The sequence below is a fragment of the Sphingosinicella sp. genome, assembly GCF_052388015.1.
In the GTDB taxonomy this organism is placed as follows: Bacteria; Pseudomonadota; Alphaproteobacteria; order Sphingomonadales; family Sphingomonadaceae; genus Allosphingosinicella.
Window position 1 is genome coordinate 18906 of sequence record NZ_JBQTIN010000020.1, and the last position, 19409, is coordinate 38314.

23 protein-coding genes are annotated in these 19409 nt (G+C 68.6%); 16 read left to right on the forward strand and 7 right to left on the reverse strand.

Going from position 1 to position 19409, the window contains the following annotated elements; translation table 11 throughout:
• Positions 1-13 precede the first annotated feature (13 nt).
• Together ACT4N3_RS01305 and ACT4N3_RS01310 are read left to right on the forward strand one after the other, a co-directional pair.
• Entirely contained in the window at positions 14-976 is a 963-nt protein-coding gene (locus tag ACT4N3_RS01305; RefSeq protein ID WP_444853398.1) for a tetratricopeptide repeat protein, read from the forward strand.
• Between the two features lie 4 nt (positions 977-980).
• Complete coding sequence (locus tag ACT4N3_RS01310) at positions 981-2129, forward strand: 3-deoxy-7-phosphoheptulonate synthase (RefSeq protein ID WP_444853399.1); 1149 nt, start codon at positions 981-983, stop codon at positions 2127-2129.
• Positions 2130-2135: 6 nt separating this feature from the next.
• On the opposite strand, the gene ACT4N3_RS01315 is transcribed toward ACT4N3_RS01310, so the two are convergent.
• Positions 2136-2783 (reverse strand): OmpA family protein, encoded by a 648-nt coding sequence (locus tag ACT4N3_RS01315; RefSeq protein ID WP_444853400.1) that lies wholly within the window; start codon positions 2781-2783, stop codon positions 2136-2138.
• 223 nt (positions 2784-3006) lie between these two features.
• On the opposite strand from ACT4N3_RS01315, the gene tagH reads away from it, so the two are divergent.
• A complete protein-coding gene (gene tagH / locus ACT4N3_RS01320) occupies positions 3007-4500 on the forward strand; it encodes a type VI secretion system-associated FHA domain protein TagH (RefSeq protein WP_444853401.1) in 1494 nt (497 codons plus the stop codon).
• Positions 4501-4517: 17 nt separating this feature from the next.
• Here tagH and ACT4N3_RS01325 read toward each other — a convergent pair whose 3' ends face one another.
• Genes ACT4N3_RS01325 through ACT4N3_RS01335 form a run of 3 tightly spaced genes read right to left on the reverse strand, consistent with a single transcriptional unit; the run spans position 4518 to position 7839 of the window.
• Positions 4518-6947, reverse strand: coding sequence for a protein kinase domain-containing protein (locus tag ACT4N3_RS01325; protein ID WP_444853402.1), 2430 nt, complete (start codon positions 6945-6947; stop codon positions 4518-4520).
• Positions 6944-7705 carry a PP2C family protein-serine/threonine phosphatase gene (locus tag ACT4N3_RS01330; RefSeq protein WP_444853403.1) on the reverse strand — a complete coding sequence of 254 codons (762 nt, stop codon included), beginning with the start codon at positions 7703-7705 and terminating at the stop codon, positions 6944-6946. The genes ACT4N3_RS01325 and ACT4N3_RS01330 overlap by 4 nt, the downstream gene beginning before the upstream one ends.
• Entirely contained in the window at positions 7702-7839 is a 138-nt protein-coding gene (locus ACT4N3_RS01335) for a hypothetical protein (protein ID WP_444853404.1), read from the reverse strand. The genes ACT4N3_RS01330 and ACT4N3_RS01335 overlap by 4 nt, the downstream gene beginning before the upstream one ends.
• A gap of 260 nt (positions 7840-8099) precedes the next feature.
• Here ACT4N3_RS01335 and ACT4N3_RS01340 point away from each other — a divergent pair, with 260 nt between their 5' ends.
• Genes ACT4N3_RS01340 through ACT4N3_RS01370 form a run of 7 tightly spaced genes read left to right on the forward strand, consistent with a single transcriptional unit; the run spans position 8100 to position 13839 of the window.
• Entirely contained in the window at positions 8100-8837 is a 738-nt protein-coding gene (locus ACT4N3_RS01340) for a lysophospholipid acyltransferase family protein (protein ID WP_444853405.1), read from the forward strand.
• A complete protein-coding gene (gene miaB / locus ACT4N3_RS01345; RefSeq protein WP_444853435.1) occupies positions 8834-10216 on the forward strand; it encodes a tRNA (N6-isopentenyl adenosine(37)-C2)-methylthiotransferase MiaB in 1383 nt (460 codons plus the stop codon). The genes ACT4N3_RS01340 and miaB overlap by 4 nt, the downstream gene beginning before the upstream one ends.
• A gap of 1 nt (position 10217) precedes the next feature.
• On the forward strand, positions 10218-10643 hold the full coding sequence (locus ACT4N3_RS01350) for a hypothetical protein (protein WP_444853406.1): 426 nt from the start codon (positions 10218-10220) through the stop codon (positions 10641-10643).
• Between the two features lie 2 nt (positions 10644-10645).
• Positions 10646-11644 carry a PhoH family protein gene (locus ACT4N3_RS01355; RefSeq protein WP_444853407.1) on the forward strand — a complete coding sequence of 333 codons (999 nt, stop codon included), beginning with the start codon at positions 10646-10648 and terminating at the stop codon, positions 11642-11644.
• Complete coding sequence (ybeY, locus tag ACT4N3_RS01360; RefSeq protein WP_444853408.1) at positions 11641-12126, forward strand: rRNA maturation RNase YbeY; 486 nt, start codon at positions 11641-11643, stop codon at positions 12124-12126. Before ACT4N3_RS01355 ends, ybeY begins: the two co-directional genes overlap by 4 nt.
• A 4-nt stretch (positions 12127-12130) precedes the next feature.
• Positions 12131-13021 (forward strand): hemolysin family protein, encoded by an 891-nt coding sequence (locus ACT4N3_RS01365; protein ID WP_444853409.1) that lies wholly within the window; start codon positions 12131-12133, stop codon positions 13019-13021.
• A 38-nt stretch (positions 13022-13059) separates the two neighbouring features.
• The gene (locus tag ACT4N3_RS01370) at positions 13060-13839 is read left to right on the forward strand and encodes an enoyl-CoA hydratase-related protein (protein WP_444853410.1); all 780 of its coding nucleotides are present in this window, start codon (positions 13060-13062) and stop codon (positions 13837-13839) included.
• Here the strand turns inward: ACT4N3_RS01370 and ACT4N3_RS01375 are convergent.
• Both ACT4N3_RS01375 and ACT4N3_RS01380 read right to left on the reverse strand, forming a co-directional pair.
• Positions 13826-14593, reverse strand: coding sequence for a DoxX family membrane protein (locus tag ACT4N3_RS01375; protein WP_444853411.1), 768 nt, complete (start codon positions 14591-14593; stop codon positions 13826-13828). The genes ACT4N3_RS01370 and ACT4N3_RS01375 overlap by 14 nt on opposite strands.
• Position 14594: 1 nt before the next feature.
• A complete protein-coding gene (locus ACT4N3_RS01380) occupies positions 14595-15029 on the reverse strand; it encodes a hypothetical protein (protein ID WP_444853412.1) in 435 nt (144 codons plus the stop codon).
• Positions 15030-15115: 86 nt separating this feature from the next.
• On the opposite strand from ACT4N3_RS01380, the gene ACT4N3_RS01385 reads away from it, so the two are divergent.
• Complete coding sequence (locus ACT4N3_RS01385) at positions 15116-15961, forward strand: helix-turn-helix domain-containing protein (protein ID WP_444853413.1); 846 nt, start codon at positions 15116-15118, stop codon at positions 15959-15961.
• Between the two features lie 2 nt (positions 15962-15963).
• On the opposite strand, the gene ACT4N3_RS01390 is transcribed toward ACT4N3_RS01385, so the two are convergent.
• Positions 15964-16371 carry a hypothetical protein gene (locus ACT4N3_RS01390; RefSeq protein WP_444853414.1) on the reverse strand — a complete coding sequence of 136 codons (408 nt, stop codon included), beginning with the start codon at positions 16369-16371 and terminating at the stop codon, positions 15964-15966.
• A gap of 91 nt (positions 16372-16462) precedes the next feature.
• On the opposite strand from ACT4N3_RS01390, the gene ACT4N3_RS01395 reads away from it, so the two are divergent.
• The 5 genes from ACT4N3_RS01395 (at position 16463) to mce (ending at position 19404) form a co-directional block, all read left to right on the forward strand.
• Positions 16463-17995 carry an acyl-CoA carboxylase subunit beta gene (locus ACT4N3_RS01395; protein ID WP_444853415.1) on the forward strand — a complete coding sequence of 511 codons (1533 nt, stop codon included), beginning with the start codon at positions 16463-16465 and terminating at the stop codon, positions 17993-17995.
• Between the two features lie 12 nt (positions 17996-18007).
• Positions 18008-18238 (forward strand): hypothetical protein, encoded by a 231-nt coding sequence (locus tag ACT4N3_RS01400; RefSeq protein ID WP_444853416.1) that lies wholly within the window; start codon positions 18008-18010, stop codon positions 18236-18238.
• Positions 18235-18480, forward strand: a complete 246-nt coding sequence (locus tag ACT4N3_RS01405; RefSeq protein ID WP_444853417.1) for a hypothetical protein — start codon at positions 18235-18237, stop codon at positions 18478-18480. Before ACT4N3_RS01400 ends, ACT4N3_RS01405 begins: the two co-directional genes overlap by 4 nt.
• A gap of 147 nt (positions 18481-18627) precedes the next feature.
• On the forward strand, positions 18628-18933 hold the full coding sequence (locus tag ACT4N3_RS01410) for a GIY-YIG nuclease family protein (protein ID WP_444853418.1): 306 nt from the start codon (positions 18628-18630) through the stop codon (positions 18931-18933).
• 51 nt (positions 18934-18984) lie between these two features.
• Complete coding sequence (mce, locus tag ACT4N3_RS01415; RefSeq protein ID WP_444853419.1) at positions 18985-19404, forward strand: methylmalonyl-CoA epimerase; 420 nt, start codon at positions 18985-18987, stop codon at positions 19402-19404.
• The last annotated feature ends 5 nt before the right edge of the window (positions 19405-19409 follow it).

Below are 19409 nucleotides of genomic sequence, written 5' to 3' on the forward strand. Positions count from 1 at the left end.
GATGATCCGCCCGATGGCAAGCACCACCAAAGCCGCCGAACGGCGCTTCACGCCGGCGACGATCGCGCTCGTGCTGGCCGGAATTCTCTTTGTGACGTCATTTGGCTACTGGATCCTGTTCCGGCCGAGCGAGACGACGAGCGGCAACAGCAGCGCCGCCGCGACCAGCAATGCGCAGGCTGCGCCGACGCTAGCCACCGCGATCGCGTCGCTGCAGAACCGGCTCCGGGAGGATCCCGACAATCACGAGCTCTGGTACCGGCTCGGCCAGGCGCAGCGCGAGGATGGCCAGTTCCGGGCTTCGGTGCAGTCATTCCGCCGCGCGATGGAGCTATCGCCGCAGAATCCCGACTATGCGGCGTATCTGGGAGAGATGATACTGGCCGAAGCGATGCGGACGAGCGCGCCGATTCCACCGGAATCCGAGCGGCTCTTCCGGCGTGCACTGGAGCTTCAGCCCGGCAATGCGCAGGCCCGTTTCTATCTCGCAACGATCAGGGACATGCGGGGCGATCATCGCGGCGCGATCGACGATCTCATCGCCTTGTTGCGTGACGCGCCCGTCGACGCCCCCTGGGAGCCCCAGGTTCGACAGACCGTCCAAAACATCGCGCGGGCAAACAATATCGACATCGCCAATCGCCTGCCGCCGAGCCGTCAGCCGGAGCAATCGGTCGCCACGCGCGGCATTCCGGGGCCGAACCAGCAGCAGCTGGAGCAGGCGCGCAACCTCCCGCCGGGCGAGCAGCAGCGGATGGCGCAGGGGATGGTCGAGCGGCTGGCGGCGCGGCTGCGCCAGAATCCGCGCGACGCGAACGGCTGGATGATGCTGATGCGCTCCTACATGGTGCAGCAGCAGCCCGATCAGGCGCGCGAGGCGTTGCGCTCGGCGCTCGCGGCCTTTGCGAACGATGCGGCGACGCAGACGCGGCTGCGAACCGCGGCGCAGGAGCTCAACGTTCCCAATCCAGGGTGATCCAATGGACTGGCGCCCCGAGAGCTGGCGCGCGTTCGAGGCGCGGCAGCAGCCCGTTTATCCGGAGCCGATCGCGCTCGACGCGGCATTGGCCGAGATCGCCGCGCGACCACCCCTGGTCACGCTCGTCGAAATCGATGCGCTGACGGCGCAACTGACCGACGCGCAGGCCGGTCGCGCCTTCCTGCTCCAGGCCGGCGATTGCGCCGAACGGCTGAGCGACACGCCGGCCGGCACGCGAGCGATGGCGGCGCTGATCGCCAACCTTGGCGGGGAGCTGGAAGAGCGCGGAGGCCTGCCGGTCGTTCGGCTCGGCCGGATCGCCGGCCAGTTCGCGAAGCCGCGCTCCCAGGCGCTGGAGCGAAGGGACGGCCGCGCCCTGCCCGCCTGGCGCGGCGACAGCGTCAACGACATGGCGTTCGAGGCGGTAGCGCGCAGGCCCGATCCGGCGCGGCTGCTCGCCGCCTACGACCATGCCGCCGTGTCGCGGCAGTTGCTTCGGGGCATACTCTTCAGCTCGCACGAAGGGCTGCTCCTGCCGTTCGAGGAGACGCTGGTCCGGCGAGACTCGGCAAGCGGTCGCTGGTTCGGCGGCTCGGCGCATCTGCTCTGGATCGGCGCGCGAACGCTCTTTCCCGGCTCGGCCCATGTCGAACTGCTGCGCGGCCTCGCCAACCCGGTCGCGCTCAAATGCGGGCCGGACCTCGCGGCAGATGACTTGCTCCGGCTATTGAGCCGGCTCAATCCGGAGCGGATGGCCGGCCGCATCACGCTGGTCATCCGGATGGGAGCCGAACGGATTGTCGCAGCGCTGCCGTCTTTGCTGCGCGCGGCGCGATCGGCCGGGCAGCCGGTGCTGTGGTGCTGCGACCCGCTGCACGGCAACACCGTCCGGGGGCCGGACGGCACCAAGCGGCGCGGCATGGCGCGCATCGAAGCGGAGGCACAGGCCTTCCTCGATATTTTCGACGCCGAAGGGACGCCGCCCGGCGGGCTCCACCTGGAGCTCACCCATCGCGGCGCGCTGGAATGCGACGGGCGCATGAGCCGCGACGATTGCCGCGACCCCCGGCTCAATCCCGATCAGGCGCGACGGATCGTCCGCCTGTTCGCGGCGTCGCGGGCACACCGACGCATGCCCGCGCTCGCCTGAGCGAAATCAGGAAATCCGGACCGCCTCGACCCGCCGGTTGCGGCCCGACGAGGCCGCCATGCCCGGCAGCGGCCGGTCATAGCCGAAGCCCTGCACTTCCAGCCTGGTCTGGGCGACGCCCTGCGCGACCAGATAATCGGCGACCGCCTGGGCGCGGCGCTGCGACAGCGGCCCGTTGATCGTGCGGCCGCCGACGCTGTCGGTATGGCCCTCGATCCGGAAGCGCATCGTGACGAGCTGCGGCCGCCGCATCGCCTCGGCGAAGGCGCGGACCTCGGCTTGCGCGGCGGCGCTCAGGCTCGACGAGCCGGGCGCGAAGGCGAGGCGGAGATTGACCCGGCCGCGCTGCTGAGTCGCGACGCGGGGCCGCATCGGGCGCGCCATCTGGAAACGCGGCGTTCGCCTGGTCGTCTGCCGCTGCTGCCGCGGCTGCGCCGGCGCGGCGTCCGGCCGGGCGAGCGTGAAACCGCGAGTCGCTTCGAGCCGCGGGCCGCTGCCATCCTGGGCCTCGGGCGCCGCTGCCTCCTCGCCGCATTCGCCGGTCAGCGCGCAGACATATTCGTCGGGCGTGCTGGTCGAGCCGGGCTGCGACAGCGCGGCATAAGGCGCGGCGAAAAGACCGCAGGCGATGAGGGACATTCCGAACTTGCGCATGGTGCCTCCAATGGACGGACGTGCTTTCGGGAACAGCCCGAAATCTACGCCAAACGGGGCGCGCGGACAAGGCAATCGCCGTCCGCTCATTTCCCCGCTCGATGGCGCTTGTAACGGGGCCGATCTGAACGTTGTTTGACTGAAACGAGCCTGCTAGGTTCCCGTCCGCGCCGCCCGCTCAGGCTGCCGCCGGCACGAAACGGTGCTATTCCAAGGGGTTCGCATGACGTTGATCCTGACCATCCGCAACCAGGAGGCAATCAAGGACGATGTCGTCGCCGTTTTCGCGATGAGGGGCGACAGCGCGATCATCGGCCGATCGAAGAACAACGCCTGGACCCTGCCGGACGCCAGCAACATCGTGTCCTCGCGCCATTGCGAGATCCGCAAGCTGGGCGACAGCTATGTCCTCACCGACATCAGCACCAACGGCACCTTCCTGAACGGCGCCGCCCAACGGATGACCGAAGAGCGGCTGATTCGGCCGGACGACGCCTTCAAGATCGGCGATTACGACATCGTCGCCTCCTTCGGCGAGGTCGAGGCCCCTGCGCCGCCAGCACCGCCGGAGCCGGTTGCGGCGCCGCCGCCGCCCGCGCCGGAACCCGTTGCAGCGCCACCTCCACCGCCTGCGCCGGCGCCTGCGGCTGTTGCGCCGGTTACGACGCCGCCGCTCGCCACGCCGCCCGTCACGACGCCGCCGATCGCGCCGGTTCCGGCGGACGCGGGCGGCTGGATCGGCGACGATTCCGAACCGGTGGCGGCACCGCCGCCCGCGCCCGAGCCGCCCGCCGCGCCGCCGGTCGCCGAGGCACCGGCCGCTCCGCCGGCAGCGGAAGCGTCAGCAGCACCCGAAGCACCGCCGCCTGCGCCGGAAGCTCCCCCGCCGCCGCCGGAGCCGCCGGTGGCCGCAGCGCCTCCTCCCCCGCCGCCCGCACCCGAAGCCTCGCCGGCTCCGCCGCCCCTTGCAGCCGAGCCCGAACCCGCCGCGCCGGCCGAAGACCAGGTTCCCGAGAACGTCACCGTGATGTGGAACGAGCTCGCGGACGTGAACAAGGTCGATTGGGCGCGCGGCGGGATCGGCGACGGCGCGGCCGCGGCCCCGGCCGCACCGGTTGCGACGGCGCCGGGCGACGACCCGGCTCGCGCCTTGATCGCGGCCGTGGCGTTGACCGAGGCCGAGGTCCAGGCCAATCCGGAGCTGGTCGGCAAGGCGGGCGCGCTGCTGCGCCGGCTGATCTCCGGCCTGATCGTCATGGTCGAGGCGCGGGCCCGGGCGAAGGCGCAGATGGGCGCCGAGACGACCCAGCTCCAGCTCGACGGCAACAACCCGCTGAAGTTCGCGCGCTCGCCCGAGCAGGCGCTGGCCCAATTGCTCAACCCGCCGGCGACCGGCTTTCTCGACGCCGAAAAAGCGGTCGACGACGCCTATCTCGACCTGCAATCGCACCAGATCGCGACTTTGGCGGCGATCCCCGGCGCGCTCCGGGCGACGCTCGATCGCTTCTCGCCGGGCGCGATCCGCCGCCGCGCCGACGCCGCCGGCGTCCTCGGCCGCCTGCTGCCGGCGCTCCACGACGCGGCCCTGTGGCGCAATTACGAGCGCGAATATGTGAAGGTGAAGAACGAATCCGACGAGGCCTTCATGGAGGTCTTCTCGAAGGAGTTCCGCAAGGCCTATGAGCGCCAATTGAGGGACGGGTTCGGCAAGGAATAGGGGTCGAACCCGCACCCCTATCGCTGCGGCTGGCCGAATTGCGGGCGGGCGGCGGGCCGGCCGTCGCGCTCGCGGTTGATGCTCTGGTACCAGACCATCTCGACCCGCCAGTTGCGCTCCGCCGCCGCCGACAGGAAGCGCTGCTGCCAGGTCGGCCCCCGCGCGCCGACCTGGGGCGCGACGACGTCCTGCGGGAACGGCCCCCGGCCGTTGATCAGGATGATGCCCGACCAGCCTTCATGATCGGCGTCGATATGAAGCTGGTAGCGATCGCCGCCCAGATCCGCGATCGGGCGGCCGTTGCGCGACTGGGCGAGCCGCGCGTCGAAATCGGCCCGATCGGGGACGGTGTAGGAGATCACGCCGTTGGGCTCGATCCCCATCAAGGCGAAATCGCCCTGGAGGTTGCCGAAATTGAAGTCGATGATCGCGTTCGACGCCTCCCGCCCGGCATAAGCGGCGCCGGCCGGCTGGCGGGTCATCTCGAACCTCAGCGCCGGCACCGAGAGGTGATAATCGCTGGTCGCGCGCACCTGGCGATAGGTGTCGAGCGCCGCGCAGCCGGCCTGGGTGATCGGCGCCACGTCGCCGAAATCGACCGTCCCGTTGGCGATGCCGGCGCGCTGGAGCGCCTGCGTCAGCTCGCTTTGCGCGGCGCGCTCGTCGCCGGCGACGCCGCGCACCGCGACCCGGACGCCGTTCGCGCCGCCGGTCACGCCGCCGACATCGAGCCAGGTGCAGGTGACCGAGGGCAAGGCCGAGTTGATCGCCGCGCGCGCCGCCTCGACCGGATTGGCCGGAGGCGAGACCGGCCCGACGATCTGATTGCCTTGCTGTTGCTGTTGCGAATTGCCGCCGAAGCCGGGCAGGCCGCCGTCGCGCATCAGATACCAGGCGCCGCCGCCGACCGCGAGCAAAGCGGCGAGGACGCCGCCGACCAACAGCCCCTTGGACGCGCCGCCGCCGCCGCTTGGCGCGCCGGGTACGATCGTGCCCGGCAGCACATCGGGCCCTGACACCGGCATCGACATTGGCGGCGTGGTCGGCGGGATGTAACCCGCGCCGCCGCCGGCCATCGCGATCACCTCGTCCATCGAGCGCAGCCGGTCCTTGGGATCGGGCCGCAGCATCGCTTCCATGACGCCGCGCAGCTCGCCCGGCACGGCCGTCAGGTCCGGCCCCTTGCGGCGCTTGTCGATCGCATCGACCAGCGAGCCGGACATGTTGACCGCCTTGCCGTTCGCCACCGCGAGGATGACCAGAGCGAGGCTGTAGACGTCCGTCCACGGCCCGACCTCGCGACCGAAATCGCCGAGCTGCTCGGGCGCGACATAGTTCAATTTGCCGGCGAAGCCGTCGCCGACGATCGTCGCCGAGGAGGCTTCCAGATCCTTGGCGATGCCGAAATCGATGATCTTCGCCTGGTGGACGTCGCCGCCCGGGAGCAGGATATTGTCCGGCGAGATGTCGCGGTGGACGGCGCCCAGCTTGTGCGCCGCGCCGAGGCCCGAGGCGAGCCGGCGCAGCAGGTTGCGCAGCTCGTCGGCGCCGCGCGGGACGCTGCCCAGCGTGTCGCCCAGGTTCACGCCCTCGATGAACTCGGTCACGATATAGAGCACGCCCAGTTGCGGCTCCTGGGCCAGCACGCGGTAAGAGACGAGCGCCTCGTGCTGGAGCTTGGTGAGCGTCCGCGCCTCCTTGCGGAACATCGCGACCACCTTCTCGTCCGCCGCCATCTGCGGCAGCATCACCTTGATCGCGACCCGCTCGTCGGTGTTGACGTTGCAGCCCTCGAACACCTCGCCCATGCCGCCGCGGGCGAGGAAGCGCTTCACCTCGAAAATATGGTTGAGGACGTCGCCGACCTGGATCTTCTGCGCCTCGCGGGCGACGAACGGGCCGGTCGAGCTGCTCGTCCCGTCCGGCGGGCTCGTCTGGGCCGCGACCTCCGGCACGGGCGGCGTGGTCGGGTGCGGTTCGGCGGCAGTCGGTGGAGGCGTGGTCGCGCCGGCGATCACGGTCGCGGGCTCGCCGGCCCCACCGGCGTCGGGGACCGGCGGCATCGCGACCACGGTCGCGGCGTCCGGCTCGTCGCGCGGCGTCGGCATTGGCGGCATCGGAATGGCACCGTCCGCAACGACTGTCGCCGCCTCCGGCTCGTCGCGCGGCGTCGGCACGGGCGGCATCGGGATGGACGGCTCCGTCTTCTCCTCCGGCTCCTCTTTCCTCTTGCGCGGCTTCTTCGCCTTCACCGGTTCGGATCGGGCGGTCTTCTCCTCGCCCTCCCCCTCGGCAGACGGCGGCGGTGCCGGCGGCGCGCCGACCGGCTCGCTGTCGCCGACGAACCCGTCATCGGCGGGCGGCGGCGGCATCGTTCCGCCGGGAGCCACGAAAACCGTCCGCTCGTCGCCGGCATCGGGGCGCCTGTCGTTCTTGTCGTCGCTCATGCGTTCACCGAATCCGGAAAAGAGAGAATGGTCGCCTCGGTCGCCGAGACGGCGATCACCGTCACATTGTCCGGCGCACCGTTGGCGAGGGTGATCTCGACCAGGTCGGTCGAGGCTTCGTCCGGCGTGTGCTGCACCAGCAGCCGGGTAATGTCGGCCTTGTCGACATAGCCGTGCAGACCGTCGCTGCAGAGCAGGAACGTGTCGCCCGGCTCTATGTCGCCGGTCACACGGTCGACCTGCACATCGTCGCGGACGCCGACGGCGCGCGACAGGATGTGGCCCATCGGATGGCCCTCCGCATCCTCGGGCCGCATGATGCCGCGATCGACCATCTCCTGCACCTGGCTGTGGTCGCGGCTCAATTGGATGAGTGCGCCGTCGCGCAACACATAAGCGCGACTGTCGCCCACCCAGAGGATGGCGTAGCGCGCGCCGCGCATCAGCAGGGCGACAACGGTCGAGCCCATCTGCTTGCCGCGCACTTTCGCCTGGGCGACGATCCTGCGGTTGGCCGTTCCGATCGCATCGGCGATCGCGTCCTGCGCGGCGTCGAAATCCTCGGGCAGGTCGAGCGCGTCGAGCGCCTTGACGATCTCGCCCGACGCCCATTCGCCGCCCTCATGGCCGCCCATGCCGTCGGCGACCGCCCACAGGCCGTCGCCCTCGCGGGCGCAATAGCTGTCCTCATTATGGTCGCGCACGCGCCCCTCATGAGTCAGTGCCGCGCTCTCGATGCGGAACGGCGCGAAGGTCACCGCGCATCCTCGCCGGGAAGCTCCGCCGTCGCCATGCCGTCCCCTTCGGTGCCAAGCCCGGCGCCGTTAAAGCACAGCTTCCGGCGGCGATAAAGCGGCACTTCCCTTTCGCCCGGCTCGGCCAGGGCCTGCATCCAACCTCCGCAATGGCCGGGATCGCCCGGAGAAGGCCGCCGGCAAGGAGGACGGTGCAGTCCGGGCTGGTGGCCCGGACAAGCCGGCCGACGCCGCCGGCGGCCTTCTCCGGACGACCGCGAAGCGGCGGGCGGATTTTGGCCCATGGCGGCGTCGCTCGTCGGTCACGATGCGTCCAGCATCGCTCGCTCCTCGCTCCTTGCCCTGAACCAAAATCCACTCCGTCACAGCCGTCGTGGATGGGCAGGGCAGGCCCTCAATGATCCGCATGATCGCGCGGCTCGGGGCGATCGGCCTCGGCCTGCTCCTCTTCGTTCCGCTGCACTATTCGTGGAAGCTGGCCGGTCGGCGCTCCCCCTGGCCGCAGGCCTTTCTCGGATTCGCGGCACGGCGTTGCGGCCTCCGGGTGACGGTCGGCGGCACGCCGGTGGCCGGCTCCGTCCTGTTCGCCGCCAATCACGAGAGCTGGCTCGATATCCTCGCCATCGGCGGCGTCACTGGAGCATCCTTCGTCGCCAAGGACGAGGTCCGGCGCTTGCCGATGGTGGGCTGGCTCGCCGGGCTCAATGCGACGCTCTATGTCGTCCGCGCCGCCCGCCATCAGGTTCAGGCGCAGGCCGACCAGATCCGCGACAAGCTGGCCGAGGGCGGCAAGGTCGCCTTATTCCCGGAAGGCACGGTCGATGCCACCCGCGACGTGCTGCCGTTCCGCGCCAGCCTGTTCGCCTCGCTCTACCCGCCGATCCCGGCCGTGGTCGTCCAGCCCGTCGCGCTCGATTATGGCGCGGCGACGGCGACGATCGCCTGGCTCGACGATGAGAGCATGGCGGGCAATGTCCGCCGCATCCTCTCCCGACTCGGCACGATCCCGGTCACGCTCGCCTTCCTCGCCCCGATCGATCCGGCCGCGGCCGAGGACCGCAAGGCGCTGGCGGCGATGGCGCGTGAAGAAATCGTGGCGGCGCTTGCTTCCGCCGCGCCGGCCCATCCCCTATAGGCGGCGCGATGGATCGTCCCGCCACTTATGCGGTCAAGTCGCTCGGCTGTCAGATGAATGTCTATGACGGCGAGCGCATGGCCGAGACGCTCGAGGCCGACGGCCTGACGCTCGCCGCCGATCCGGCGGCGGCCGATCTCGTCGTGCTCAACACCTGCCACATCCGCGAGAAGGCGACCGAGAAGGTCTATTCGGAGATCGGCCGGCTGAAGCGCGCCGACGGCTCGCGGCCGATGATCGCGGTCGCCGGCTGCGTCGCCCAGGCCGAGGGCGAGGAGATCGCGCGGCGGGCGAAGGTCGATGTCGTTGTCGGCCCGCAGGCCTATCATAACCTGCCGGCTTTGGTCGCCAAGGCGGCGGCGGGGCAGGTGGCGCTCGACACCGGCATGCCCGCGCTCTCCAAATTCGGCGCGCTGCCGGCGCGGCGGCGGCAGGGGCCGAGCGCCTTCCTGACGGTGCAGGAAGGCTGCGATAAATTCTGCACCTATTGCGTCGTCCCCTACACGCGTGGCGCGGAGATATCGCGGCCGTTCGCGGCGATCCTCGACGAGGCGAAGGCGTTGCTCGACGCCGGGGCGAAGGAAATCACGCTGCTCGGCCAGAATGTGAACGCCTGGGCCGAGGGCGAGCGCGGGCTGGACACTTTGATCCGCGCGCTCGACGCGCTGCCGGGCCTCCATCGCATCCGCTACACGACCAGCCACCCGAACGACATGACGGAGGGCCTGATTCGCGCCCATGCCGAGGTCGAAAAGCTGATGCCCTATCTGCACTTGCCCGTGCAGTCGGGGAGCGATCGCGTCCTGAAGGCGATGAACCGCAGCCACACGACTGAGAGCTATCTCCGCATCCTCGATCGCGTCCGCGCCGCGCGGCCGGACATCGCGCTGTCGGGCGATTTCATCGTCGGCTTCCCCGGCGAAACGGAGGCCGAGTTCGCGGAAACGCTGAAGCTGGTCGAGGCGGTCGGCTACGCGCAGGCCTTTTCGTTCAAATATTCACCTCGCCCCGGCACCCCGGCGGCGAATATGGACAATCAGGTGGCGCCCCAAGTGATGGACGAAAGACTTCAGCGCTTGCAGGCGCTGCTTGGGCGGCAACAGCTAGCCTTCAATCAGGCGAGCGTCGGCCGGCGCTGCGAGATTCTGCTCGAACGACCCGGCCGCAAGCCCGGCCAGCTGGTCGGCAAGACGCCCTGGCTGCAATCCGTGCATCTCGAGACCGACACCGCGATCGGTGACATCGTGACCGTGGAACTGCTTTCGGCGGGCCCCAACAGCCTGGCGGGCAAGCTGTTCCCCGGCGAAGGCCGGGGTCCAGTTACCGACTCAGATCTGGACCCCGGCCTTCGCCGGGGAACAGAAAGGGTGGCGGCCTGAGATGGAGTTTCCCACGGCTCTTATTCATGCCGAAACCGGGAGGATCGAGGAAACGGACATTGGCATCGCCATCGAAGTGCCGTTGAAGCCTTTTGAGCTGCCGCTTGAGGACAGTGTCGAAATCGTATCCACGAGCATCCGAATGGAGGGCGTGCCGTTGCCTTCTGGCGACTTGGATGACCTGCAAAACCAGACGTTTCAGTTCCCGCGGAATCCAGAGCCGGGTTACATCGATGCATCGATGTACATCGAACATGCCCACCACCCTATTGATGTGACCGTTCTGCGCTTCGGTCGGATAGCGGATGGGACGATGTCGCTAGATATTGAAGGAACACTGTGCTTTGAATTTGAGGGCCTGGATGAATACCGAAACACGGACTTTTCGATGACCGCGACGCTCCGCTCGGCCGCCGGGGAGCGCTGATTATGGCCCAGCAGAAGAAAGCCGAAGCCGCCTCAGGCCCCCGCGCCCGGGTCGAGATCGAGTTCGAGCAGCCCCATCTGCTCGGACCCCTGTTCGGCGAGTTCGACCGCAACCTGGTGGCGATCGAGGACCGGCTCGGCGTCTATATCGCGGCGCGCGGCGCCAAGGTGCAGATCGAGGGCGAGCCGGGCGCCGCCGCGCGCGCCCGCGAGGTGCTGCTCGGCCTCTACAACCGGCTCGACGAGGGTCAGGACATCGACGCCGAACTGGTCAACGCGATCATCGCCATGTCCGGCCAGCCGACCCTGGACGGGATCATCGCCCCAGAGGTGATCGAGCCGCCCAAGGTGATGATCCGCACCCGCAAGAAGACGATCGTCCCGCGCTCCAAGGCGCAGGCGGTCTATATGGAGGCGCTGGCCCGCGACGACATGATCTTCGCGCTCGGCCCGGCCGGCACCGGCAAGACCTATCTGGCGGTCGCGCAGGCGGTGCAGCAGCTGATCGGCGGCAGCGTCGATCGGCTGATCCTGTCCCGCCCCGCCGTCGAGGCCGGCGAACGGCTCGGCTTCCTGCCCGGCGACATGAAGGACAAGGTCGATCCCTATCTGCGCCCGCTCTACGACGCGCTCTACGACATGCTGCCGACCGAGCAGGTCGAGCGGCGGATCGCGTCCGGCGAGATCGAGATCGCGCCGATCGCCTTCATGCGCGGCCGGACGCTGAGCGATGCCTTCATCATCCTCGACGAGGCGCAGAACACGACGCCGCAGCAGATGAAGATGTTCCTGACCCGCTTCGGCATGCGCTCGCGGATGGTGATCTGTGGCGATCCCAACCAGACCGATTTGCCGCCCGGCGCCACCTCCGGCCTCAACGACGCGGTCGGCAAGCTCGAGGGGATCGAGAGAATCTCGATGATCCGCTTTGGCGCCGGCGACGTCGTCCGCCACCCGCTCGTCGGCCGGATCGTCGAGGCCTATGAGGGGCCGGACCGGTGATCGGCGTCGAGACCGACATATCCGAGGAATGGGACGGTAGAATCGACTGGGCCGCGCTGGCTCGCCGCTCGGTCCACGCCGCTGTCGCCGCGAGCCGCTATCCGGGGCTGGCCGATTGCGAAATCTCGGTCCTGTTCACCTCCGACGAGGAGGCGCGCACCCTGAACCGGACCTGGCGCGGAAAGGATGCGCCGACCAACGTCCTCTCCTTCCCGATGGCCGATCTGGCGGAGATCGCTGACGCGCCGATGCTGGGCGACATCGTCCTCGCGCATGGCGTGTGCGCGCGCGAGGCGGCCGAGAAAAAGGTTTCCATCGAGGCGCACGCCGCGCATCTAGTCGTCCATGGCGCGCTCCACCTGCTCGGCTACGACCATGAGCAGGGCGAGGATGCGGCCGAGGAGATGGAAAGCGTGGAGCGGCGGGCGCTCGCCGCGATCGGCGTCGCCGACCCTTATGAACTGAACGAGGTGCGATCCTAACATCATGGACGACGACAGTCCGGGCGACCGGGGGCAAGGACGAAGTTTCTGGGGCGGCTTGCGCGCCTTCCTCTTGGGCGACGGCAGCGAATCCAGCCTTCGCGACGAGATCGAGGAGGTCCTGGAGAATCGCGAGGGCGAGGCGCCGCGGGTCGGCGACCTTTCCGCGGCCGAGCGGGAGATGCTCAAGAACATCCTCCACTTCGGCGAGAAGACCGCCGGCGACGTGGCGGTGCCGCGCGGCGAGATCATCGCCGTGCCGGCCGACATCGGCCTTCCCGACCTCATCACGGCGCTGGCCGAGGCGGAGCACAGCCGCTTGCCCGTCTACGACGGCAATCTCGACCGCGTCGTGGGCATGATCCACCTGAAGGACGTCTTCCTGCACCATTTCGCACCCGGACCGGACACGCCCGACATCCGCACCCTGATGCGCACGCCGCTCTTCGTGCCCGAATCGATGGGCATGCTGGATCTGCTCGCGCGGATGCGCGCCGGTCGGGTCCATCTCGCGATCGTCGTCGACGAGTTCGGCGGCACCGAGGGTCTGCTGACCATCGAGGACGTGGTCGAGGAAATCGTCGGTGACATCGAGGACGAGCATGACGAGGAACTGCCCGGCCTGCTCGCCGAAGTCGCGCCGGGCGTGTGGGAAGCGGACGCACGCGCCGAGCTGGAGGATGTCGCCGAGGCGATCGACGAGCGGCTCGGCCTGGTCGAGGAGGATGTCGACACGCTGGGCGGACTCACCTTCATCCTCGCCGGCCGCATCCCGCAACCCGGCGAGACGGTCGAGCATCCGACCGGCTGGCGTTTCGAGGTGACCGAGGGCGACACGCGCCGGGTGCGGCGGCTCAGGCTGCATGCCCCCCAAGAAGCGACCGCCGAAGACTGACCTGCTGGTAATCCGTGTCGCGCGCGTTACGAACGGGCATGGATTTTCGATATGTCAGGCTGGAGCAGGGCGAAGATGGGGTCGCGACGCTGACGCTCGACCGGCCGAAATCGCTGAACGCGCTCAATGGGGCGATGGTCGACGAATTGCGCGCGGCGGTCGAGAGCCTGTCGGACTCCGGCGCGCGCTGCCTGCTGATGACCGGCGAGGGGCTGGGCTTTTCCAGCGGCGCCGATCTGACGTCCGGCGGCGGCCTGCCCGACGATGTCGGCGCGTCGCTGGAGGCGCATTTCAATCCGCTGATCGAGGCGCTGTTCGCTTGCCCGATGCCCGTGATCGCAGCGGTGAACGGGCCGTGCGCCGGCGCGGGGTGCAGCCTCGCGCTCGCCGCCGACATCGTGATCGCCGGCCGCTCCGCCTATTTCCTCCAGGCGTTCATCAATATCGGCCTGATCCCCGATGCCGGTGCGACCTGGCTGCTGCCCCGCCTAGCCGGCCGGGCGCGGGCGATGGAAATGATGATGCTCGGCGAGCGCGTTCCGGCCGAGCAGGCGGAGCAATGGGGGATGATCAGCCGGATGGTCGAGGACGACCGGCTGCTCGATGAGGCCAAGACGCTGGCGACCAAGCTCGCCGCCGGGCCGACGGCCGCTTACGGCTCGCTGCGCCGCCTCGCCCGCGACGCCGAGCAGTCCTCATTGACCGAGGCGCTCGCCGCCGAGCGCATTGCGCAACGCGACGCCGGCCGCACCGACGATTTCAAGGCCGGCGTCATGGCCTTCCTCCAGAAACAGCCGCCGCGCTTCACGGGACGCTAGGCGCGGGCCGCAGCCAGGCGATCGATGCCTGCGCTGGCTTTATTCCTGCCCTGACCAGCCACGCCGCGCCGGTCAGCATGGTCGCGACGGCGAGCATCGTCCATTCGATGTGGCTCGCCGGATCGGCAAGGACGCGAGGGAGGTGGAGCAACAGCGCGAAGCTGACCATCATCGCCGCCAGCAATGTCGCGCCGAGGCGCGCGAGCACGCCGCTCAGGATTGCGAGCCCGGCGGCGAAATGGCCGATGCCGGTCGCCCAGGCCCAGAAGAGCGGCGCGGGGATCCACGCCGGCACCATGTTTGCGGTGAAGTCCGCATAGACAAAATGGCTGAGGCCGAAGATGATCGGGCAGACGCCATAGGCATAGCGGGCGATGCGGATGCCCCTTTCGGCTGGCGTTCGATCCAGAAGCAAGGCGAGCGTCACCGCGCCGGCGGCGATCGAGAGGATTTCGGCGGGCCCCAGCCAGGCCGCGACCGACGCCGGGGCCGCGACGAGCTTCGGCAGCTTCAGCACCAGCACCCACAGGAGAAGATAGAAGGCGAGGAAGCGCGCGGCCCACAGCGAGGATCTGGGCCAGAGCAGCAAAGCCCCGGCCGCGGCGAGCAGGGCGCCGTTGGCATAAGCGAGCGGCGTTCGGCCGGGCACCCAGTCCGGGACCGGCTGCCATTGCAGCCCGAAATCGCCGAAGGCGAGGCAGACAAGCCCATAGCCGATTGTGCCGATGGCAAGGATGACGCCGTCCGCCCGCATATTATCCCCTCGATCCCTGATAGCCGGGCCGGCGCGCGATGGGCGAGGCTCCCTGGAGCGGTCGCCATTCTGGAACCCGCACTTTTTCTTCGCCCTCGCCCGCCCCCGCTTCCGCCACACCCAGCCTTGGCCCTGCCGCGGCAAGCGCCAGCAATCCGGCCAGCGCGAGCCAGGCTGGCCCGTTGGCTGGCTCCGCCACGATCAAAGGGGCCTTCAGCACGATGGCCCAAACCGCGAAAATCAGCGCCGCAAGCCGCGCCGCGACCGGGGCCAAAGGCGGCCAGAAGATCAGGATCAACCCGGCGGCGACCAGCGAGACGCTGCTCCCGAACGGAAGGAAGGGCGTGGTTTCGCCGGCGGCGAGGCTGTCGAGCCCGATCGCTGCCGCCGCTGCGCCGTAGGCCGCAGCCTTCAATCTGGTCGTCGTCCAGTGCACCAAAAAGGGATAGCGCCGCTTCCAATGTTCGCGCTTGGGCGAAATTGCTGTAAGTTGCGGATGTGGGCCGGAGAAAGTGACGATCGATGGACGGCCGCGCCATATCTCAACGCAATGACTTCCGGGTGGATGTGACCGGGCCCGCTTTGCCGGCCCGCGGCGCGCTCTACGGCGCCGGGGAATCGCTCTGCCGGACCGGTTCCGACGGGATTATCGAACGGCTCTATCACGGGCCCGCCATGGGCGTCGTCCATTCCACCCCGTTCAGCTATCGGACCCAGACCGGCGCGGCGATGGCCGTGCCGGGCACGATCCTGTTCGGCAATGCCGGCGAACAATTCACCTGCCGCCAGTTCGATCGTGCGCACAATCACCGTTCGGTTGTCGCGTTCGATCGCGCCTTGATCGAGGAGGCGGCCGACGCCGCCGGCCAATCCAGCGCCGCCTTCCGGCTCGCGGCGCTGCCGCCGGGCCCAAGCAGCGCGCCGCTCCATGCCGCCATCCTGCGGCTGGTGCGCAGCGAGCGCGAGCAGGAGGAGCTCGTCCTGGCTTTGGTCGCGGCCGCGTTCGGGCTGGACCGCGAGGCCGCGGCGCCGCCGCCGTCAGCGCGCGACAGCCGGGTGGTGCTCGACGCGGTCCGCTTCCTTGAAGGCCATTTTGCCGAGACGCACAGCCTGTCGGATCTCGCGGCGCGGGCCGGGCTCAGCCGGTTCCATTTTCTGCGCCTGTTCCGCGACCTGACCGGCACCAGCCCCAACCGCTTCCTGATCGGGCTGCGCTTGCGCGCCTGCGCCGAGCGGCTGCAGGAGAGCGCCGCGCCGATCACCGAGATCGCGCTCGATGCCGGCTTCAACGACATCTCCCATTTCAACCATCTGTTCCGGCGCGCCTTCGCGATGTCGCCGGGCCGGTGGCGGCGGCTGGGCCGATAGGGCTAGCGCGCGGCGGCGGCGCGGGAAACGGCGACCATTTCCTCGTCGGCGAACAGCCAGGCCTCCGCCTCGGCGACATCGGTGAAGTAGTGCGTATCGGCCGAGGCGATCGCCCGGTTGGCCTGAGCGCGCGCCATTGCGGCATCGACCACGATCGCCAGCTTGCGCGCCCTCTCCTCCGGCACGGCCAGCCCTACCCGGAAAGCCTCGATGACCTCCTGCTTCTGGACCTGCATGCCTCTGAGGTCGTTGAGCGTGAGGTGCTGGTTCGGCGGCAGGCCGAGCTCGGCATGAGCGGTGCGCTGCGCGTCGAAGAAGGCGGCGACATCGCCGATGTCGTAGAAGCCGGCCATGCTGATCCGCACCAGCCCGCGGGCGTGATCGAGCCGGAAGGTGAATTTGGGCTCCATGTGGCTCATTCTAGCCCGTCGCCGGCTACCAAATTGTGAAGAAAGCGGCCTCGGCTTGACCTTTTGTGCGCCGGGGTCTTTCTCGCACTCCATGGCGACGAGGATCGAGGAGCTGGAGCGCCGCCGGGCGCAGGCGCGGCTGGGCGGCGGCGAGAAGCGGATCGCGGCGCAGCACGCCAAGGGCCGGCTGACCGCACGCGAGCGGCTCGGGGTGCTCTTCGATCCCGGGTCGTTCGAAGAATATGACATGTATGTCGAGCATAATTGCGTCGATTTCGGCATGGCCGAGCAGCAGATTCCCGGCGACGGCGTCGTCACCGGCTCCGGCACGATCAACGGCCGCCTCGTCTTCGCCTTCGCGCAGGATTTCACCGTCTTCGGCGGCTCGCTCTCCGAGCGGCATGCGCAGAAGATCTGCAAGGTCATGGACATGGCGATGAAGGTCGGCGCGCCGGTCATCGGTCTCAACGATTCCGGCGGCGCCCGCATCCAGGAGGGCGTGGCCAGCCTCGCCGGCTATGCCGAGGTCTTCCAGCGCAACGTCCTCGCCAGCGGCGTCATCCCGCAGATCAGCCTGATCATGGGCCCTTGCGCCGGCGGCGCCGTCTATTCCCCGGCGATGACCGACTTCATCTTCATGGTGAAGGACTCGTCCTACATGTTCGTCACCGGGCCGGACGTGGTGAAGACCGTGACCAACGAGGTGGTGACCCAGGAGGAGCTGGGCGGCGCCGTCACCCACACGACCAAATCCGGCGTCGCCGACGTCGCCTTCGAGAATGATATCGACGCCTTGCTCGCGACCCGCGACTTCTTCGATTTCCTTCCGCTCTCCAACCGCCACGACCTGCCCGAGCGCCCCTGCGAGGACCCGTGGGACCGGCAGGAGGACAGCCTCGACACTCTGATCCCGGACAGCGCCAACAAGCCCTATGACATGCACGAGCTGATCCGGAAGGTCGCCGACGACGGCGACTTTTTCGAGCTCCAGCCCGCTCATGCCGCGAACATCATCACCGGCTTCGGCCGGGTCGAGGGGCGGACGGTCGGCGTCGTCGCGAACCAGCCGATGGTGCTCGCCGGCGTGCTCGACATCAAATCGTCGAAGAAGGCGGCGCGCTTCGTTCGTTTCTGCGACGCGTTCGATATCCCGATCCTGACCTTCGTCGACGTGCCCGGCTTCCTTCCCGGCGTCGCGCAGGAGCATGAGGGCATCATCAAGAACGGCGCCAAACTGCTCTTCGCTTATGCCGAGGCGACGGTGCCGAAGATCACCGTCATCACCCGCAAGGCCTATGGCGGCGCCTATGACGTGATGGCCTCCAAGCACCTGCGCGGCGATTTGAACTATGCCTGGCCCACCGCCGAGATCGCGGTGATGGGGGCCAAGGGTGCGGTCGAGATCATCTTCCGCAAGGACATCGGCGATCCGGAGAAGATCGCGGCGCGCACGGCCGACTATGAGGAGCGCTTCGCCAACCCCTTCGTCGCAGCGTCGAAGGGCTTCATCGACGAGGTGATTTACCCGCACTCGACTCGTCGCCGGATCGCGCTCGGCCTCCGCAGGCTGCGCGACAAGCAGCTCGAGAACCCGTGGAAAAAGCACGACAATATTCCGTTGTAGGGAAATAGCGCCATGCGCTCTGAAACCGCGCCGACCTGGGTCGGCTTCGCTTTGGGGTTCGGGATCGCGTTGGTCGTGGTCGCGATCTTCGCGCTCGCCAAGGGCGAGATGAAGGTCGTCAGCAGCGTCACGTTCCGCAAGGACACACAGCCCGGCGCGTTCTGGGCCGCCGTCATCCTCTGCGCGGTCGTCGGCGTCGCGACCCTGGCCTGGGCCGTCCCCCATTTCAGGCCGGGCGGATGAGCGGCCGTGGCGAGGATCTGCTCGCCGGCTTGGTCGCGCTGCTGCTCGTACCGTGGATCGTCTGGACGATGATGCGCGGCCTTCGGGAAGGGCGCCTGCCGATCGCGCGCAGCCATGTCGTAAGGGCTGAGCGCCGGGGCGCGTTCCATGCGCTGCTCGGCCTCTACGGGCTTGTGCTGGTGCTCGTCGCGGCGATAGCGATCGATCTCCTGTTCGGCGTCAGATTGTGGAATTTCAGATGAAGCTCGGCCGCCTCAATCATGTCGGCGTCGCCGCTCCTCCCCGTCATTGCGAGCGAAGCGAAGCAATCCAGTCGGCGCCGAGATGCGATCGTCTGGATTGCTTCGTCGCCTTCGGCTCCTCGCAATGACGAGGCTGGGGTCGAATGAATGACCCGGCGTGAGCGGTGGCCGGCTGTCTACATCATGGCGAGCAAGCGCAACGGGACGCTTTACACCGGCGTCACCTCGGACCTCCCGCAGCGGGCGTGGCAGCATCGCGAGGGCGTCGCGGACGGTTTCACCAAGCGGTACGGCTGCAAGACTTTGGTCTGGCACGAGATGGCGGGGGCGATGAATACGGCAATCGCTCGGGAAAAGCAGATCAAGGCAGGTTCGCGATCCAGGAAGCGGGCGCTGATCGAAGAAATGAACCCTGACTGGAATGACCTGTTCGAGAGTATTGCCCATGGCTGAGGGCTCGGTTCTGGATTGCTTCGCTGCGCTCGCGATGACGGGGATAGTCAGATGAAACTCGGCCGCCTCAACCATGTCGGCGTCGCGACGCCTTCGATCGAGCACTCGATCGCCTTCTACCGGGACGTGATGGGGGCGGAGGTGATCCGGGAGCCGTTCGACCTGCCGGCGCAGGGGGTGAAGGTCTGCTTCGTCGACACGCCCAACACGCAGATCGAGCTGATCGAGCCGCTGGGCGAAGCCTCGCCGATCCACGCCTTTCTCGCGAAGAACCCGGCCGGCGGGCAGCATCATCTCTGCTACGAGGTGCCGGACATCCACGAAGCCAAGGCATGGTTCGAGAGCAAGGGCGCGAAGGTGCTCGGCGAGCCGCGCATCGGCGCGCATGGCACGCTCATCTTCTTCGTCCACCCGAGGGACATGGGGGGCGTGCTGACCGAGATCATGGAGACGCCGAAGGGGGCGCACTAGGAGCG

Excerpts from the sequence above, each read along its gene's own strand:
- ACT4N3_RS01325 (WP_444853402.1), bottom strand. The coding sequence starts at position 6,947 with ATGAGCGACGACAAGAACGACAGGCGCCCCGATGCCGGCGACGAGCGG.
- ACT4N3_RS01340 (WP_444853405.1), top strand. The coding sequence starts at position 8,100 with ATGATCCGCATGATCGCGCGGCTCGGGGCGATCGGCCTCGGCCTGCTC.
- ACT4N3_RS01410 (WP_444853418.1), top strand. The coding sequence starts at position 18,628 with ATGACCCGGCGTGAGCGGTGGCCGGCTGTCTACATCATGGCGAGCAAG.
- ACT4N3_RS01365 (WP_444853409.1), top strand. The coding sequence starts at position 12,131 with ATGGACGACGACAGTCCGGGCGACCGGGGGCAAGGACGAAGTTTCTGG.
- ACT4N3_RS01335 (WP_444853404.1), bottom strand. The coding sequence starts at position 7,839 with ATGCAGGCCCTGGCCGAGCCGGGCGAAAGGGAAGTGCCGCTTTATCGC.
- ACT4N3_RS01400 (WP_444853416.1), top strand. The coding sequence starts at position 18,008 with ATGCGCTCTGAAACCGCGCCGACCTGGGTCGGCTTCGCTTTGGGGTTC.
- ACT4N3_RS01310 (WP_444853399.1), top strand. The coding sequence starts at position 981 with ATGGACTGGCGCCCCGAGAGCTGGCGCGCGTTCGAGGCGCGGCAGCAG.
- ACT4N3_RS01350 (WP_444853406.1), top strand. The coding sequence starts at position 10,218 with ATGGAGTTTCCCACGGCTCTTATTCATGCCGAAACCGGGAGGATCGAG.
- ACT4N3_RS01305 (WP_444853398.1), top strand. The coding sequence starts at position 14 with ATGGCAAGCACCACCAAAGCCGCCGAACGGCGCTTCACGCCGGCGACG.
- ACT4N3_RS01385 (WP_444853413.1), top strand. The coding sequence starts at position 15,116 with ATGGACGGCCGCGCCATATCTCAACGCAATGACTTCCGGGTGGATGTG.
- ACT4N3_RS01315 (WP_444853400.1), bottom strand. The coding sequence starts at position 2,783 with ATGCGCAAGTTCGGAATGTCCCTCATCGCCTGCGGTCTTTTCGCCGCG.
- ACT4N3_RS01390 (WP_444853414.1), bottom strand. The coding sequence starts at position 16,371 with ATGGAGCCCAAATTCACCTTCCGGCTCGATCACGCCCGCGGGCTGGTG.
- ACT4N3_RS01355 (WP_444853407.1), top strand. The coding sequence starts at position 10,646 with ATGGCCCAGCAGAAGAAAGCCGAAGCCGCCTCAGGCCCCCGCGCCCGG.
- ACT4N3_RS01405 (WP_444853417.1), top strand. The coding sequence starts at position 18,235 with ATGAGCGGCCGTGGCGAGGATCTGCTCGCCGGCTTGGTCGCGCTGCTG.
- mce (WP_444853419.1), top strand. The coding sequence starts at position 18,985 with ATGAAACTCGGCCGCCTCAACCATGTCGGCGTCGCGACGCCTTCGATC.
- ACT4N3_RS01395 (WP_444853415.1), top strand. The coding sequence starts at position 16,463 with ATGGCGACGAGGATCGAGGAGCTGGAGCGCCGCCGGGCGCAGGCGCGG.
- tagH (WP_444853401.1), top strand. The coding sequence starts at position 3,007 with ATGACGTTGATCCTGACCATCCGCAACCAGGAGGCAATCAAGGACGAT.
- ACT4N3_RS01370 (WP_444853410.1), top strand. The coding sequence starts at position 13,060 with ATGGATTTTCGATATGTCAGGCTGGAGCAGGGCGAAGATGGGGTCGCG.
- ACT4N3_RS01375 (WP_444853411.1), bottom strand. The coding sequence starts at position 14,593 with ATGCGGGCGGACGGCGTCATCCTTGCCATCGGCACAATCGGCTATGGG.